Raw genomic sequence first — 17,871 nt, forward strand, 5'->3', positions numbered from 1 at the left:
ATACAAAAAAGGCTGCAAACCTCATAAAGTTCGCAGCCTTTTCCTATATCGGAGCATCCTATCCTCGGCTATACGTCAGAGAGATAAGCACTATTTGTTACTATATTATACCACCGCAGCCGATGATTCCATACTAATTTTCTCATTTTATTTATCGTTCTTATATTATTCAGTTCAGGTTTGGAACTACAAATATACAACAATAAAAGGCGTTTGTCAAGTGTTTAACGGACTAAGCCATGAGAAAGCACCTCTCCCCCACTGGAAAAAGATGCTTTCAAACAAGCAATAGCGACCATCTTCACAGATGACTATTTTTCGAGGCACTCCGTTACCGAAGTTATGCCCCATGAGATTTATAGATGCTTATGCATCTTTCAACTAATTACAAATTGTTTTATAAGTGTGTTTTTTATCTCATCTCATCCATATTTATGTAAAAGGGTTTATTTAATCACCGTTATCACTGCACGGCTTACTCTCGGATCATCATAGAACATATTGTCCACACCACCTTCATAAGTTATTTTCAGTTGCGATGCCGGTACTCCGAACTCATTGACCAGACAGTTGTAGACTGCTTCCGCACGAGCCTTGCTCAAAAACTGGTTAAACTCCTTAGTCCCTGTACCCTTATCGGCATAACCGATAATCGTATAGACAGCATTCTTGTTTTCCTTCATTATCTTAGCCTGAAATCCGATATTTACACGAGCTTCATTGCTAAGAGCATACCTTGATATCTGGAAAGTGACCAGATAAGGAGCAGAGAGGATATTCGTTTCCACCACTCTTTCCGTAACCTTATTGGAAGTTGCTAATTCGTCTTTCAGACGATTGTTCTCGTCATTCATCGCTTTCAGTTGTTCGCGCATCAGACGTAGTTCTTCATCACTAAAGGTAATGGTCTTGACAGTGCTGCGCCCCCATGTACGCCGTGGGAATTTATAAGTAACTCCTACTGTTACGGACAATAATCCTTCTTCTTTACGCCCGCCACGTTCACCGTCAAACTCATCCTTTGTCGCAGTACCACGCACATCCAGATTCAAGTCGAACGCAGAACTCAGACGAAACGAGTTGATCAAACCGATACTGGCATTGAAGTTACGTGCACGCGGACTTTCCCATGTGAGTATCCAGCCTAAACCGACATAGGGAGTTACAGACCAAAAACGTTTTTCATTATAACCACAAAGCAGATTCGAGGCATTGAACAGCACGTCTCCATGAATATTCATAAAGTCGAATTTCTGTTCGTCCAGCCATTGTGAAGCATCGTACACTTTTCCGGTAGAGTGACTGCCGTTCTGTGTAGCACCTTTGATAGTCAGTCCGCTATACATGAAGCGTATACCGATGCCGGGGGTAAACCACTTTCCAAAACCGATGTCAAGTGCCGGACTCAGACGGTCGCCAAATTTCATCTGCATATTATGGTCACCGAAAAAGATCAGTCCGCCACCACCGGCAGTTACAAACCAGTTGCTCCAAAAGCGATTGGTTTCTACTTTATATTTATCAGCATTTTCTACGATTGTAGTTGTCGTTTTTAAAGATTTAGAGTAGTCCTCTTGTGCATAAACACTCATTCCTGTTATCAGCAACAAGGCCGATAGAACAATTACTTTTCCCATAAGTGATTCTTTTCATTAAAATTCAATATACCAAGTTCCAACTGCAAAGTTGGGGCTTTTTTTTCAGTTTATCGTTCACATAAAATCCGATAACCTTCTCACTTTATACGGAATCAGATTAAAAGACCGTTTAATTTTCAATATAGACATTACGGAACATCTGTCAGAGAGAAATGATAGCATTATTTCCGGGATTTCTTTTTCTTCCGTCCAAATAATCCCTTCTTCTTTTCCGCATTCTTATAACCATAACCCTGTCCATAACCGTAACCATAACCATAGCCGCTACTGCCTTTTTTCGTACCATTGAGAACAACCGCCATATTAGTGAGTTTGTGTTCCTGATACAATCGTTCCAACTCAGGCAGTTGCCGCCGGTCGATTTTTCCGACACGCACAATAAACAATGTCAAGTCCGAAATACGATTGACAACGGAAGCATCTGCCACTAATCCTATCGGCACATTATCTACAATGATATAGTCATATAATTCTCTGAGTCTATCCATTAATTCATCCAGTCGCCTACTCAACAACAATTCTGTAGGATTAGGCGCAATGACTCCAATAGGAATTAAATCAAGCCCTTCACCGAAAGCATCCCGCAGAATAAGATCGTCTACAACAATGGATGGATTGGATAAATAGTGTGCTACTCCTTTGACATGCTTGCTATGCGCCATCTCACTCATTTTCCCTTTTCTAAGGTCCAGATCAAGTATAAGAACTTTCTTTTTGGTCTGCACCAAACTGGCAGCCAGATTAACAGAAACAAAAGTTTTGCCAGCCCCTATATTAAAAGAAGTCAATGTGATAATTTTATGGTCTTGCGCCTGTGACAGCATAAACCCTAAATTGGTGCGAAGGATACGAAAAGCTTCGGACAACGGATCAAGTCCCCGTGCACGCACTACAACTTCGTGTGCATCCACAGACGCTTTGGCTGTCTGTGGGATATCCGCAAGGAATGGAGCACTGACAACAGCCTCAACTTCTTTTCTATTATGCACCCGGGTGTCCAGCATTAAAATCAATAACAGAATGACAGAAGGTACAATGATACCACATCCTACTCCGAGTATCATCTTTTTATATTTATTGGGAGAGATCGGCAAGTTACTTCCCGAAACCGGATCAAGGATTCTTGCATTATTATCCACCATCGCCTGGCTTAAAGCGTTCTCCTCCCGTTTATTCAGTAGGAATATGTACAAAGATTCCTTTACTTTCTGTTGCCGTTCTATAGATAACATTTCCCTTTGCTTCCCAGGAACGGCTTGCACTTTTTGACGCACATGGCTCTCCTGACGCATATAATCTTGTTTCTTCAGTCTCAAGCTTTTAGATAAATTATCTACTGCCATATAAATATTTTGTTTCATCGTCTGCATGATACGATTCAACTCCTGAACAACAGGATTATTGCTGCTACTGCCACTTACCAAACGGTTACGACGCAGCAACGTTTCATTATAGCGAGAAATCTGGCTCTCAATACTAAGATCAGACAGTCCGATATTACTGGGGATCAGTTCGTCATCCTTGTTTGAATCCTGCAAATACTGTTTAATAAATGATACCAACTGAAGCTGAGTATCCAGTTCCTTGATTGATGATTCATATTGCCTGCTATCTTGTATATACATACCTGCAACTGTATTAATATCAACGCCGTTATTCGCTCTTTTCAGATCCTCAATATCAGTTTCCACACTCCCTAATTCATGCTCAATAATCTGAAGACGCTCTTTGATAAATTCTGCCGTATTCACGGAAATACGGTTTTTATCCTTTATGGCTTCTTCGTTATAAACGGTAATCAACATATCAAGAATATCGGCTGCCCGTGTAGGTGACAGGTCATTCATAGTCATACTCAGCAAAGCGGCATCACCACTCATCTGTCTGATTGTCAGATTAGAGAGCCAGAAAGCGACCATCCCTTCCCGGGACTTACTGGTCACCTTGATTGGTCTGTCAAAATAGGATTCACTATAATTTTCAGCAGTAAATACAATCAGTTTTCCTAATGGCGTATCAACAGTGTCATTCAGATTCACAGTCTTTCGTTGTTCGAGTTCATCGAGCGAAAAGTCTGCCAACTCCACCTGCTGTTTATTTTTAGGTATAACAGACAAAGAACACACTTCATCCAGCCCAGCCTCCAGAAAGGCAACCCGTACAGGAGAGTCCGTATAGAGTTCTCTGGGACGCAGGCCATCACGCACCATGTAACTGACATCCGCATGCAGACGATCTATCACTTTCCGCATCAATTCCTTCGACTTGAATTGCAGAATTTCACTCGCCACATTGACTTGGCCTATGAAATCAGCGTTATTCAACTGCATTGCCGACCGCGAATTGGCTGGTGTTTTAATCATTACTATTGCCGTGCGGCTATATACAAACGGGGTCTCACAGTAGCTATACCAGAAATATCCCCCAAACAGCAGAATAGAAAGGACAAACCATTTCCAATGAGCTATCAGGTATATAAAAAGGTCAACGATATTAATAGACTTTTCCTCCTCTGTCAAAGCCATCTTCTTTTGTTTTTCCATATGCAGTAATCGGCTATTATTTTAATAAGACAGTTATTGTAGTAATCAAACTTAAAAGAGTCAGACCGAACGAATAAAAACTTAATGTACGTCTTTCCTTCGTATTGGCTTCTGCAAACTTAGGATGTACATATACCATGTCATTCTGCTGTAAATAATAACAAGGAGAGTAGAAAATGTCCGACGAACGGATATCATGCATATACATTCTGCGTTCGTTCCCTTCTTCGCGAATGACCGCTACCCTGTCCAAAAGAGCATTGGAAGTCACTCCGCCTGTTCGGGTGATTGCTTCGAGCAAAGTAATCCGGCTATCATCTATCTTTAAAACCTGAGGACTTTCAACTTCTCCCATCACAGTAATCTTTATATTCAAAATATCGATAAATACCAAAGGATCATTGATCAGATTTTCATCAATCAGCCGCTTTTTAATTAGCTCAGCTACTTGCTTACATGATAAATCTACCACTTTCAGTTTTCCTAAAACCGGAAATTCGATATATCCATTCAAATCTACCATATACCCTTTTTCACATTTTTGCATATCGGTACCGGTAGCTACATCTCCACTGGAAGTTACCTGAAAGTTTCCTCCGGTCGATATATTGAAAGGAACCGTCAGTTCGGGATTCCGTGAACTGACAACAATACTAAGCCGGTCATCCCGTTGAATCTTCATTTCCGGTTGGGCATTCATCGGATAAGATAACGATTCTTTCATATCCTCCAGATAAACGATTCTTTTCGTATTGATGCAAGAAGTCATCAATAACGCTGTCAAAAGTACTCCCACATACACATTTCTTTTCATATAGCTTGTTTTTCTTTGATTACAACTTTTCGGAATTCATTCTTTTTTGTTGGCCGGATAATCGGTTTCAGAACTGTCCAATACTCCCGAATAAAGATTCAGACATAGTTCTGTCATTAGCTCTTTAGTAAACATAGTCTCATAACGTCTTCGCGCTCCTCTTGCTAACTCTTCATACAGGCATTCATCTGTCAGAACAGCAGTAATCGCCTCTGCCAATGCATCTGCATCTTCAGGTTTTACGTTAATTCCGGAGAACCTGTTTATATTCACCCAACTGACTCCGGACTCCGGGATATTCATAGCAATCACAGGCTTTCCACAGGACATTGCTTCAATCTGTACAATACCAAAAGCCTCCGTTTTCCAAATCGAACTTAAACAAAACAGATCACAGGCACCGAAATAATCCGGCAGATCTTTGTCATCTATAAATCCCAGCAGTTTTACTTTTTTCCTCACTCCCAGTTCATCAATCAAGGATTGCAAATACTCTTGAAGGGGACCTTTGCCACCTATCAATATAATATAGTCGTCATTCAACTTTTGAGAAGCCTTTATCAGATATTCATAGCCTTTGTACTCTACCAGACGTCCCAAAGAGAATATGATTTTCTTTCCGGCATATCTTTCTTTTATTTGTGCCACCCGCCCGGGAACCGGCTTCATTTCATCTATTCCGATAGGAACACTGATAACTTTGCGCTGTATGTTTTCCAAAAACGGAGATTCCTGTACATAAACGGGGGTGGTGCCAACAATTACTTTTGCTCTTCGAAGCAACCAATTTTGTAATGGTGAATAGAGCTTCAACAACATTTTCTGTTTCAGTATATCACTATGCCAGTGCAGGACTACCGGACCTTTGTAACCAGACAGGAATAATGCCAGACATGCCATTGGATCCGGATGATGGATATGAATGATATCATATTCTTTGTTTATTTTACGCAACCGGAAAATCATAGCCGGAGATAACATAGTAGCCGCCACTTTTTTCCAGGTGGACACACATAGTATACGTGCATAATCATTCAATAATAGATTCTCAGGTTTCTGTTTTTCGGCCGAGGCGCATAGCATATCACAATAAACCTGTCTCTGTGACAGTCCCATTGTGATGTCATACATCACTTTCTCTATCCCTCCCCTTATCGGATAGAATTTGCCTATTTGTAGTATTCTCATTTTTAATAAAATATCTATTTCTTACTCTTCATAAGTTTAGTTTGTCACTTACCGCATATATAGTACCGGACTGAAAAAATTAATTTAATATAGAATCGAATAATTCCCGCCAGGATGAAGCGAATGAGAAACGTTTATCAGAAGTACCGATACTCGTTAGAAAAGTAAAGTCATCTTCACATAACCGTTTCATCAGATTCATTAATTGAACCGGGTCCGACAATTTAAAAAATGCAGTTTGCATACTTCCAGCGGCAGTCTCGTGAGCATACGGAAGGTCGGCTAGAAGCATCGGCTTACCCGTTGCCATAAATTCAGATACGGGTAATCCCCATGTTTCCACCTTTGACGGAAACACAAGGCAATCAACTGCATGATAATAACCAAAAAGTTTTTCTCTGCTCATGAATCCTGCGAACTCTATCGAACTTACCGAACCGAACTTTTTATATAACCACTGTGCATATTTATTTTCTTGTCCGCTAATAGTCAAGACCACTTTGAACCTTCCTTTTCCAAGCTCTTGTTCCAACAGAGAAGCAGCGTCGCATAGCAGCTCAAAATTCTTATGGCAATCTGGTGTGGCAGCATAAAAGAATGTAAAACAGGAAAGTTCTACTATTTCTGCAATCACATCATTCTCTTTACGTTCCGGAGGAGCTACTATGAACTTTTCTTTTTTTACCCCCAACATCCGGCTCAATCCGGAACGTAACCATTCCTGTTGTACAATCAGGTAAGTATTCCGATGCACATTGATCCGATAAATCCAACGGGTAAATAAAGCAAATAGAACAATCTTATAGTCAAACAGAAAATCCCTCCAACTCCATTTATAAAAAGGGAAAGAAGTCTGGCAATAGACAACCCGACGTTCAGCCACCACCCTTGGAGTCGCATCATGAAGAGACAGCCATAAATATACAGGCATTATTTTTTGTGACAATTTATACATTGTCACATATTCACACCACAAACGTCGTCCCCACCCTTTGATAACGTCCGGCATTTCAATATATTCAATGTGCGGATAGTCAGCCAATTCTCTTTTATGTACCAATGCAATAACCCGATAATTGCCGTCGGCTGCCAAAGCAGAAAGATAACATAAGCAATCTTGCAATATCGTTAATGTACCTCCCTTACGTAAACTAACCGCTGAGACAACAATCGTCTTTCGCTTGCTACTCATCTTTGTGATACTAACTTATCGAACATATCAATCCAACATTGCATAATTCGTTCCTCCGAGAATGTTTTTGAATTATGGTACGCATTCATTCCCATACGTTTACGCAAACCTTCATCTTCCATCAGTCTCATTATCCTGTCGGCTAACATCGGAAGATTTCCTACCGATACCAAAAAACCATTTTTACCATCAGTTATTACATCTCCAGGGCCACATTTACAGGCAAAAGAAACAATGGGTAATCCGAACGACTGTGCTTCTAATAATACCATAGGCAACCCCTCATAACGAGAAGACAGTACCAGCAAAGAGGCTTGTCGGTACTCTTCTTCTATCTGTCCGGTCGGTGGTTTCAAAAAGACACAATGATTCAGCCTTTTTCTCTTAATTTGTCGTTGCAGACGGTCCGTCCATTCTCCATCACCAATTATATCCAGTGTCCAAGCAGGTTGGGCACAATGAATAATTTCCCATGCTTCTATCAAATAGTCAAACCCTTTCTGATACCCATATCGCCCTATTGCAATCACTTTTCGGGCTGTAAGGGGAGAAAGATGAAGTTCTGTTGTAGAATGACTCAATGCATTGGGGATCACTATCATATTGGACAGATTTCCCCAATATGCCTTATCCTCGGCAGTCAGTACTACAAAACGATCGTATTTCCTCACGGTTCTTTCATCCATCCGGCTTCTCCATCGGTCTGCAATTTTCCAGACTCCCTTACGTCCATATTGCAAACGCTTATAACGGGAAAAATGAATTTCAAGTACTTTCTTACTGCCATCATCAATCTTCCATAGAAAAGAAGCATCATTGCAGAACATAGAAACCACAATGTCAGCCTTAAGTTGTTTCAGACAAGCCGTCAGCCTCTTCCGATGTTTCCACTGTTTGAAAGGATAATTGGCTAACTTATTAAGAAATGACTTCCCGTTATTTTCTTCATAGTTGATTCTCAAGTCACAGCAGTTGATACGTTGGTCCAGTTCGAAAAAGGATTGCTTTTCACGTTGATCTGTAGTAATAATAACAACTTCATATCCATGACTGACCAGATAATTGGCTTTATTTGCCAATACCCGTTCCATTCCTCCGGAATTGTAGGTTCCGGCTATACAGTAAACGATTTTCATTCTTCTATAAGAACTGGTTCCATTTTCCAGTCCAGACAATAAAATAAAGCATAAATAAAAAATAGATCAGTAGCTACTTTCATCCAGATAATGAAACTCAATGATAAAAGAACGAAAGAAAAAAGCCGGAAAGAAGGGAACTTCCATGCAAACACACAGGCATTATACACAAAAAACAAAACAAAAGTTCCGAAGCCAATTAAACCGCAATACAAAATAAAACGGCAATAGCCAATATCTGTGCTATACACAAAATTAGCAAACAAGCCTGTGCCAATTATCCAACTTTTAACATCTTCCGGCCAAACCCACATCATTGTATTTAATTTGTCCGTTGAATCCGTTCTTAGTTCTCCCGTTTCCACCCAGTTAAAGAAAGCTTCAAAGGCAAATCTGATATTCTTGTAGAAAAAAGGATCGTTATTATATAAATAGACCGATAACATCGTAAATACGATCAACATTCCTCCTAAAATAGAATAAAGCCTGATATAACGACCCTTGATTACCAAACGGAAAATACCTGTAGAGCATATTAAATATACTATTCCCAGGAATAATCCGACAGATGTAGTACGAGAAATCATATTACCGATAACAGCAATCACGAAAAAAGCGAATAAACAGGCAAAAGTTTTCCACCTAACCTGCTTTACACCCTCATCCTCACAGAGAAGATAGACTATCAAAAGAAGCACAATAGAAAACCTTACACCGGCAGGATCCAATGCCGCACCGATACCATACAATCTTCCCACTTCCTGAAAAAACTCTTGCCCTTGAGAGATATAGGTATCTACCAAAGCCCGGAATGCCGAGAATCTATCGATTAAAATTGCCAATATACACTGAGACACGCATACAAAAGCCGAATAGGCTATGAGCAAATTTAATGTCGCCTTACCGTGAAATGCGCGAATAACATAACAAACCACATATGCACCTCCCAACCACGTAAAAAAGGACACGAAGTAAGTGACATAAGAATAATCATCTGTATGATTATAGTCAGCAGCAACAAAGCAGATAAATGAGAAAATAAAAGCAAAGACAATAGCACCCAGCAAATCTCTCGAAAAAGTAATCCGATGTTTTTGAAATCCCTGATAAGCTACCAAAGCAATACCTAACATCGCTAATGCCATTTTAGTGTTCAGTTGCGGTAAGACAGAAAAACTGAATGGAAAATAATAGCCACTCACAACCATTGATATCAATAACATAGTCAATAAACGCACCATTCTCCAACTATATTATTTATAAATAATACCATAAACCAGCTTAAATACCGTCCGATAATATAACCTCAACAAAATGAAATATCGTTTTACCGCCATCCACTGTATAATCCGTGTTCTTAAAGGAAGAAGTTTGTTATTCATGACATAGCAGTTTGCCTCAGGAAAACATTCCAGCCATTGTTCATAATGCGATTTATCATCTGTTATAAGAAGAGGCAACTTTATATTCAACTTAAGAAAAGGAATAAACTCTATTAATGAATCCGCATATGCGGAAGCATTTACATATTTTTCCACCTCATATACGTTATTTGCTACTTGTATTATATGCTCTTGTGAATAAATCTTTGTCAGTGATTCCGGATTACTTTGTCTATAATGGTAAAAAGGACGATGAACAATGCCAACCTTCCCGGCACAGATAAACAATTTCATCATCACCATCATATCTTCACCCATATTCAAACCTTCTGTAAAACGAATATCATTCTCTACATAAAGAGAACGACGAACCAGAAAAAGCCATAAATTCCACCGCATTACCCCACCCATCATTTTTCGTAATGCCTCAACGGAAGTAGTATATGCCGGCTGCTTCATATAGCGTGCATTGGAATTGAAAGTCAAGTACCACTCGTGCCCCACTATATCCAGTCCTTTGTGATTGATTTCATTGACCAGACATTCCAATGTGTGCGGTTCTATAGAATCATCCGCATCTACATAATAAATATAATCTCCGGTAGCACACTTCAGGGCCGTATTACGTGCCGCCGCTACACCTCGGTTTCGTTCATGTTGTAATATTCTGATTGTAAAATCGATCTCTGCAAATTGTTCCGCATAAGATGTTAGTATATACAAACTTTCATCTGTACTACAATCATCCACAAATAAAAGCTCCAAATTTCTATAAGTCTGTTTATGCAAGGATTCCAGACAATGAGGCAAAGTTACTGACGCATTGTATACAGGAATGATCACTGAAATAGTTATATTTCCAATATTCATTTGCTGTTTCTTATAATTTGAGTTTTCATTCGTCCTCCAACCAGCAAAGCAAGCATATTGGGGGCCATTCTATTCAAAAAATAATAGAGACCGAGACAAACACCTAAAGTAATAAAAGGTATTAGTAAATAACTAAGCATTAATCCTCCTCCGGAGTCTGCAAGAGAAGTACGGGAGAAGAAGCCCTTTGTCCAGTTAATGATGTATATTTCGTGGGCTGCATAAATAAAAAAGACTGTAGCCGATAATTTACAAAACAGATTCTTCCAACTTTCCTTATCTATTAACCAGTCCATCAAATTGAAAGCTGTTATTATGCCAAACAATATATATATTCTAACAATATACGCATGAAGCTCCCTCCCATTACAAATGATAGCGCAACATAAAAACATGAGAGTGATTATTGCTGTCACATACCGGAACTTCGAACAAAACGCCAGAACATTCTTTTTATAAATTCCCATATAGGAACCTGCTCCGAAAAACATAATAGCTGTCATACTCAGTCCTGCAATATTTGTTTCCCAAACAGATAAATACAGAGCGAGCAGAATAAGTAATCCATATATTTTCAGATACTTGAAGAAAGCATAGAATAATGGAGACAACGCAGACATACAAATCAAATCACGCAAAAACCACAAAGGATAGTTCACAGGAGTATGCCAAAACAACATATACAAAGAATTATTCCTGACTTCCTGTAGTTCCTCCCCCGGTTCCATTGAAAAAAGAAAAATAAACGCATAATTCTTTATATAGACAGCCAATATCATAAGTATATTCCATAATAAATAAGGAAGCAAAAGGCTTATTACTCTCTTTTTTAATTGAAGATGATAAAAATCAAGACTCCATTTCTCTAGTTTGCGAAAGAAGAAGAAACCAGAGAAGAAAAAGAATAAAGGATTGCGTATCCGGGACAAATTATGAGATATGCCTTCTGAAAAAAGATGATATACATTCATTTCTGAGAAATTCATCTCTATAGGGATTGATGTCATGGGAAGCACATGGGCAAAAAGCAACAATACCATCAACGGAAATCTCATAGCTGCAATCACTTCCGATTGTCTTTTCTCAAGGTTTTCTTTCATTTACTGATTTCATTCAGAATTTGATCAACAACTTCGATATGCCGTATACTAAATTTCCGGGCAAACAATGCTTCCGAATTCATCAATATTTCAAAGTCTTTTTCTTTCCACTCTTCCAGCTGGTTATCTTTCCACCCAATCATCCGCAAACAACCGTGTCCTTCATCGTGCATATCGTAGACTCTGTCGCGAAAAGAAGAATTCCAGCAAATAGTCTGCACAAATATTTCGTCCGCACAAAAAGTATGGGTATAAACTCTTCGTACCTCTTTTTGCTGCTGCAACAAATAACCAACAAGCTCGTTACTAATACTTAGCCATTGAGTACCTTTTCTGAAATTAATATCCTTATTCCGCCGAATCCCGAGTAAAGACTGCAGCCGGACACATCCTGCACGTAAAACACGCTTTGTTACAGCCAAGCCGCCTTCAGTTTCCTTAAAACTTTTGGGGAACAAATGCCATCTACAAACTTTACGGTCAATTTCTTTGGATATATTTCCCTGATAGTAGCCAACAAACTCTTTTCCCGCATTTTTTTCAAAAAAACGATGAATATAGTTCTGTGTTTTAAGAGGCATATCAACACCCGATAACAAATGATAATAACTATATTCCCCACGTCGATAAGCTTCATCGAACAATGCAAATTCTGCATCTACTACACTTATATCTCCCCAACGGACATCCATACGTTCCTCTAAAAAAGTAAGTTTAGCATACGATGTCCGGCAATCCGGATAGTGATTCAGCTTTCGGTCAAAATGGATATAGATATCATTTCGTTCATCATCAAGAGCCTGTATCAGTCGTTTCAGAATTTCAAACTCATTATGAGCTATAATCAAATAGGCATGTTTCATTATTCTTGATCAGCGGTGATATGAATCAATATTTTGTCAACAATATGCATATCCGTATAGCTAAACTTCCGAGCAAACAGACAACCCGAACTGATTAATTCATCATAGTCTCCCAAATGATATATACGAGGATTGGAACCACCATCAAAATCACATTTCAATAGTTTATCATCATAGTATATACGATCTTTTAAATACGATTTACCCAATTCCGAGGGGATAAAAAACTCATCCCCACATAAAGTAAAACGATATTTTCGCAATACATCTTTTTTAATCTGCAATAAATAACCTATACATTTACCTGTTATACTCACCCAATTAGCCGCATTAGTATATGATTGATTCCGATTCCGACATATATGCAATTCTTTTTGAATACGAATACATACTCTCCACAATAGCTGATTTATTCTTCTTATAAAAAGAACCTTATGCATAAAATTCTTCGTAAAGAAGTTATATCTCCGCATTTTAAGGTGCGTCTGATAATCTGAGTTTGGGACATGCACCAATACTTCCTTATCTTTTAGACCTTCAAAAAAATGATGAATATAGCTTTGGGACTTCAGAGGCAAATGTACCCCGGAAAGCAAATGATAATAATCATATCGATCCTGCATAAAAGCAGCCTCAAACAGAGCATACTCCGCCTTTATCTGTGAAATGTGCCCCCAACGGATGTCTGTCCGCTTTTGCAGAATATACAAATTTGTATACTTTGTCTTAAGCAATGGATAGTTTTTCACCTTTTTATCAAAATGAATATAGATATCATTTCGTTCATCATCAAGGGCCTGAACCAACTTCCCTAAAACCTCAAACTCGTGGTGAGCCATTATCAAATATGCATGTTTCATACTGTAGTCAAGCATTTCGGGCTAATCGTAACACCATCTTGAGACGTATCATTGCAGCAGCATCAAAATAAGTCATTTTGTGAATATTGCTTAGCTCCAAGGCTTCTTCAAATGACACATCATCATAAGTTCCATTTATTTTTGTTTGTATGATGTGCGGAATGCAATCGTTTACTATCGGACAATTTTCAGCAGGCCGGTAGTTGGCTACTAATTCATTAAATAGAATCTGAAAACAAAAATAATCAGGCAGCGAGTCTTGAGTTTTCCAAAAATAAAGCAGAAGATCGGTTAGAGTTGAAATAATCTCGCTCTCTTTTTGAGCAAAAAGGATACTAGACAACATTCGCACCTTAAAATTAGGTTCCCAGCCAAAATAATAAGCATAAACATTTTCCCAGTACTTCTTGTTCTTCTCTTCATCAGAGCGCTGATACATAAAAAAATCAGTCTTCTCATAGACAGCCGGAATACTTCCAGTGAGTAAAATAGTAGCATCCAACCATACACCACCATAAGTGCTCAATAAGGCTACACGAAGCAAATCAGAAAAGAATGTACGGGTAAACTGTACATACTCACGCTTTCTCCAAACAAAATCCGGCAAGTCTATATACTCAGATATAGTTATATCCGTCAGGCGAATCACTTGATAATCATTTTTGTTCCTGTCAACCGAATCAAAACATATTTGTATGATTTCGGGTAACTCATCTTTATCAATGCCCTGTCCCCAGTATTGCCAAATCACTTTTTGAGTACCCAACTTTTTTTTAGGCTTCAGTGAGTATCTTTCTATCTCACCATTATAATAAGCTTTAAGAATAGGAGCCCAAAAGTCGGCTACTTTCCCTTGCTGTCTAATGATAGATGCTTTACGCCTGGTATTCCAGTAATTCATAGGAATAAACTGCTTTACTAGTTCTTTTAACTTCATTTTCTCCATCATTAATATTTCATTTTGCGATATAATGCCTGGAGTTTATCTACCACAAAGGTCCCGCAAGATGTTCTATAAAGCTTAGATAAGAAATAAATCTTCTTATCAACCTGCCACTCCTTTTTAATAATCTCCGGCAATTGTTCATAGTATTGCCACCAAAGCTGGAATTGCACCGTGAATTGATTCCAAGGCTTTGCCCCGGTATAATGTACTGTACCATGCCGGTGAACCTCTAACCAATCCTGTTCTGTATACTTCTGCAAAAAGAATTTCTTATATTGTGGCAGATAAAAAGTCCTGATACTATTATAATAGGGAGGCAAGGCTAATATTCGATCCTTACAAAGTTGATTAAGGACATCCTGATCCGGAAACTCCAAATAGTCAACCTTTGAAGCTTCTATAAATTTTTCAACCATATTATCCTTCCGCATCAATTCCAGATTCATAATCAGAAATCCTGAATTAATATACTCATTCGGATTACATCCTATTGTTTTCAGATGGTCCAACTGAAAATCCATAGAAGCTTCAAACACAGCTGCCAGATAATTCATTCCTAAATCAATGGAATGATAAAGTTGAACCAAATCATTACGAACAATAATATCACAATCTATATAGATGACTTTTTTATATTCTGGCAATAAATCCGGTAACAACAAGCGATAAGAAGCCGCTTCCGTATATTTTTGATCAATATATATATGCTGCAATTTTCCTTGAAGATTCACAAAAGAATAACAAGTGCGTCCCTCACCTATTAGTTGTATTTTTAGTTTTAACCGTTCAGGCAATTCCTCGCTTAATAAGCAAATGACATGTAACTCTCCTTCCGCCTGCATACTCGTAATTATGGAGTAGAGACATGTAGCTGCCGGAATAAAATAATCAGGAGTAAAAGCAATTACCAATGGAACAGAGGTCTTTTTCATACAAATATATTTATCTCACCCAATATTTAGGACTACTTGTCAGACATTTTGCCAAAGATAATAAAAGCCGATACTTCCGGGTGCCAATTTTTAGTTTACTCACCACGTTCCATAGTTCGTCCGGTTCTATATATCCCAAATACCGAAACTCATTTATTACACTTCTTTTTTCTGCATCCGCTTTCTCGTGATCAGAAGAGACTCCATCACATCCATAATAACAGATAGTCAAATCTATTTTTTTATAACTCCTGTGATTCACAGCAATTTCATAAAACATCTGTTCATAGTCGGCCACTATCATTAATGTTTCATTATAAGGATGTGATTTAAGTAGTTCCGTACGAATAAACAAAGACTGATGACACACGGAAAAACGCTGCATAAAAAACAATGTATTTACTATTTCTGGGGCACTCCATTCATTTATACCACCCGCATATTTTAAAACAGCATTTCCACATACAAAATCCTCCTTTAAGAAAAGAAGAGCTTTTTTCAGTGTATCATCTTCATAAAAGGTATCACCTGAATTAAGGAAAAAACAATACTCCCCCTGTGCAACAGAAATTCCTTTATTCATTGCATGATAAATACCTTTATCTTTCTCACTAATCCAATAAGAAATATATTCAGAATATTTTTGAAGCACAGAAACACTACAGTCAACGCTTCCACCATCAATCACAATGTATTCAGCCTTCTCTCCCAAAAGCTCTCTTAATACTGTCACATTAGATACGACTGACTGAATGGTAGCTTCCAGTTGCTCACCATTATTATAATTAATCGTTATAACTGATATCTTCATTACTTCTCTACAATACGAGCCGGAACCCCTACTACCGTCACTCCCGGAACTAATACCGATTTCGTAACAACTGCTCCCGCTCCAATTTTCACTCCGTCTGCAATATATATTCCACCCAGAATTTGCGCATTCTGTCCAATATCAACATTATTCCCAATAACGGGAGAATCATCCGGAAAAGTACCTTTACTTCCAATGCAGCAATTACCATGAATCGTACAATTTTTACCTATACGGGATTTAGGATTTACAATAATAGACCCATAATGATAAATCTTCAAACCAATATCAAAACAACCTGCATTTATAAAGAACCCAAGACGGATACCCAAAAGATTCTTCTTTCGAGAAAAATAATATTGCAAAATCTTATTTCTCTTATAGTTCATATAAAATTCCTCTTTACGAAGTGCACGTATATATCTCCGAATCCAATATTGTTCTGTCCTCAAGAGCCAATCCATGATATATCCTTTTGAACCAAAAGGAAAATAATCAATACGATCCGAATTAAGGTATTCTTTTAAAGTCACCATTCTACGTCTCTTTTATTAAATTAATCTGAATCCGAAAGCAGACAAAAGCTCGGATCTCATAAATATCGCTTCCATCGTTTTACATAAAGAGCCAATACACTATACATATCATGTAATACTAACCAATTAAACAATTTCATTTTTTTCCCTTTCAAGAGATATTTCTTATCATAAAAGACCCCCTTAATCAAAGGGTTAGCACATGACTTTTCTAACTCTTTCCTGATTTCTGTATAATTTCTGTTTGCTATATATACGATATACCTATGAAAAAAATAAATAATGACACTATAACGAACACCTGTTAAATCGAAATCATATCGTTTTTCAAGATCAGAATAAGAAATTAACAGTTTATGTAACGTATATTCCAAATGCTCATATGAAATCGATTTTTGCGACAAATGTTCCCCTACATGATGCACATAGATATATCCAATATATGAGGATACTCGCAAAGAGTGAACACACAATAAATATTGGCTTACCCATAAAGTATCCTCTCCTGAATACAAATATGTATCGAAAAACAATTTATTCTTTCTTTGTATGGATGACTTATACAATCTGCCGAAAGGTACCGTAAATTCAGGATAAATATATTTCAACAGACATTGCTTTATTTCATCGCTCCCTTCGAAATTTCCATCAACAAATAAATAGTCATTGCCCACAGGTTCAGAACAGCAGGAACACTGAACAAAATCGCATGATGCATATTTCATTAGTTCTTCCAGATACCTCTCTTGTATGTAGTCATCTGAATCTATAAAAAGGAAATGTTCACCAGTATGCTTTTCAAGTCCCAAGTTTCTCGCAGCACTCACGCCTGCATTTTCCTGATGAAAGACTTGTATCCGGTTATCACTTTGCGCATAATCATCGCAAATCAATCCCGAATGATCTTCACTGCCATCATTTATTAAGAGAAGCTCAAATTCTGTATATGACTGTGCCAAAATACTATCTATGCACTTCCTTAAATATTGCGCAGAATTATAGACAGGTACGATGATAGATACTAATGTTTCGTTTCTCAC

The 17,871-nt window shown here is 38.1% G+C and carries 16 protein-coding genes; all 16 read right to left on the reverse strand.

Annotation, left to right across the window (positions count from 1 at the left end; translation table 11 throughout):
• Positions 1-446: 446 nt before the first annotated feature.
• Positions 447-1,637 carry an OmpA family protein gene (locus NBH01_RS08210; RefSeq protein WP_234141142.1) on the reverse strand — a complete coding sequence of 397 codons (1,191 nt, stop codon included), beginning with the start codon at positions 1,635-1,637 and terminating at the stop codon, positions 447-449.
• A 182-nt stretch (positions 1,638-1,819) separates the two neighbouring features.
• Positions 1,820-4,201 carry a GumC family protein gene (locus NBH01_RS08215; protein ID WP_032840804.1) on the reverse strand — a complete coding sequence of 794 codons (2,382 nt, stop codon included), beginning with the start codon at positions 4,199-4,201 and terminating at the stop codon, positions 1,820-1,822.
• 16 nt (positions 4,202-4,217) lie between these two features.
• Complete coding sequence (locus tag NBH01_RS08220) at positions 4,218-5,015, reverse strand: polysaccharide biosynthesis/export family protein (RefSeq protein WP_011108518.1); 798 nt, start codon at positions 5,013-5,015, stop codon at positions 4,218-4,220.
• A gap of 36 nt (positions 5,016-5,051) precedes the next feature.
• Positions 5,052-6,203, reverse strand: coding sequence for a glycosyltransferase family 4 protein (locus NBH01_RS08225; protein WP_008765279.1), 1,152 nt, complete (start codon positions 6,201-6,203; stop codon positions 5,052-5,054).
• A gap of 79 nt (positions 6,204-6,282) precedes the next feature.
• The gene (locus tag NBH01_RS08230; RefSeq protein ID WP_008765278.1) at positions 6,283-7,395 is read right to left on the reverse strand and encodes a glycosyltransferase family 4 protein; all 1,113 of its coding nucleotides are present in this window, start codon (positions 7,393-7,395) and stop codon (positions 6,283-6,285) included.
• On the reverse strand, positions 7,392-8,531 hold the full coding sequence (locus NBH01_RS08235) for a glycosyltransferase family 4 protein (RefSeq protein ID WP_008765277.1): 1,140 nt from the start codon (positions 8,529-8,531) through the stop codon (positions 7,392-7,394). Before NBH01_RS08235 ends, NBH01_RS08230 begins: the two co-directional genes overlap by 4 nt.
• Positions 8,528-9,772 (reverse strand): hypothetical protein, encoded by a 1,245-nt coding sequence (locus NBH01_RS08240; RefSeq protein WP_008765276.1) that lies wholly within the window; start codon positions 9,770-9,772, stop codon positions 8,528-8,530. Before NBH01_RS08240 ends, NBH01_RS08235 begins: the two co-directional genes overlap by 4 nt.
• A gap of 12 nt (positions 9,773-9,784) precedes the next feature.
• Positions 9,785-10,783, reverse strand: a complete 999-nt coding sequence (locus NBH01_RS08245) for a glycosyltransferase family 2 protein (protein WP_008765275.1) — start codon at positions 10,781-10,783, stop codon at positions 9,785-9,787.
• Positions 10,780-11,883, reverse strand: coding sequence for an acyltransferase family protein (locus NBH01_RS08250; RefSeq protein ID WP_008765274.1), 1,104 nt, complete (start codon positions 11,881-11,883; stop codon positions 10,780-10,782). Before NBH01_RS08250 ends, NBH01_RS08245 begins: the two co-directional genes overlap by 4 nt.
• On the reverse strand, positions 11,880-12,746 hold the full coding sequence (locus NBH01_RS08255) for a beta-1,6-N-acetylglucosaminyltransferase (protein WP_008765273.1): 867 nt from the start codon (positions 12,744-12,746) through the stop codon (positions 11,880-11,882). Before NBH01_RS08255 ends, NBH01_RS08250 begins: the two co-directional genes overlap by 4 nt.
• Positions 12,746-13,606 carry a beta-1,6-N-acetylglucosaminyltransferase gene (locus NBH01_RS08260; protein ID WP_008765272.1) on the reverse strand — a complete coding sequence of 287 codons (861 nt, stop codon included), beginning with the start codon at positions 13,604-13,606 and terminating at the stop codon, positions 12,746-12,748. Before NBH01_RS08260 ends, NBH01_RS08255 begins: the two co-directional genes overlap by 1 nt.
• A 7-nt stretch (positions 13,607-13,613) precedes the next feature.
• A complete protein-coding gene (locus NBH01_RS08265) occupies positions 13,614-14,555 on the reverse strand; it encodes a capsular polysaccharide synthesis protein (protein WP_224200502.1) in 942 nt (313 codons plus the stop codon).
• Positions 14,555-15,484 (reverse strand): glycosyltransferase family 8 protein, encoded by a 930-nt coding sequence (locus NBH01_RS08270; RefSeq protein WP_008765270.1) that lies wholly within the window; start codon positions 15,482-15,484, stop codon positions 14,555-14,557. The genes NBH01_RS08265 and NBH01_RS08270 overlap by 1 nt, the downstream gene beginning before the upstream one ends.
• 10 nt (positions 15,485-15,494) lie before the next feature.
• Positions 15,495-16,295 carry a glycosyltransferase family 2 protein gene (locus tag NBH01_RS08275; RefSeq protein WP_008765269.1) on the reverse strand — a complete coding sequence of 267 codons (801 nt, stop codon included), beginning with the start codon at positions 16,293-16,295 and terminating at the stop codon, positions 15,495-15,497.
• Complete coding sequence (locus NBH01_RS08280) at positions 16,295-16,831, reverse strand: serine acetyltransferase (protein ID WP_008765268.1); 537 nt, start codon at positions 16,829-16,831, stop codon at positions 16,295-16,297. The genes NBH01_RS08275 and NBH01_RS08280 overlap by 1 nt, the downstream gene beginning before the upstream one ends.
• A gap of 56 nt (positions 16,832-16,887) precedes the next feature.
• Positions 16,888-17,871 (reverse strand): glycosyltransferase, encoded by a 984-nt coding sequence (locus NBH01_RS08285; protein WP_008765267.1) that lies wholly within the window; start codon positions 17,869-17,871, stop codon positions 16,888-16,890.

This window comes from Bacteroides sp. B1-V-101 (assembly GCF_023656585.1).
GTDB classification, from domain to species: domain Bacteria; phylum Bacteroidota; class Bacteroidia; order Bacteroidales; family Bacteroidaceae; genus Bacteroides; species Bacteroides thetaiotaomicron.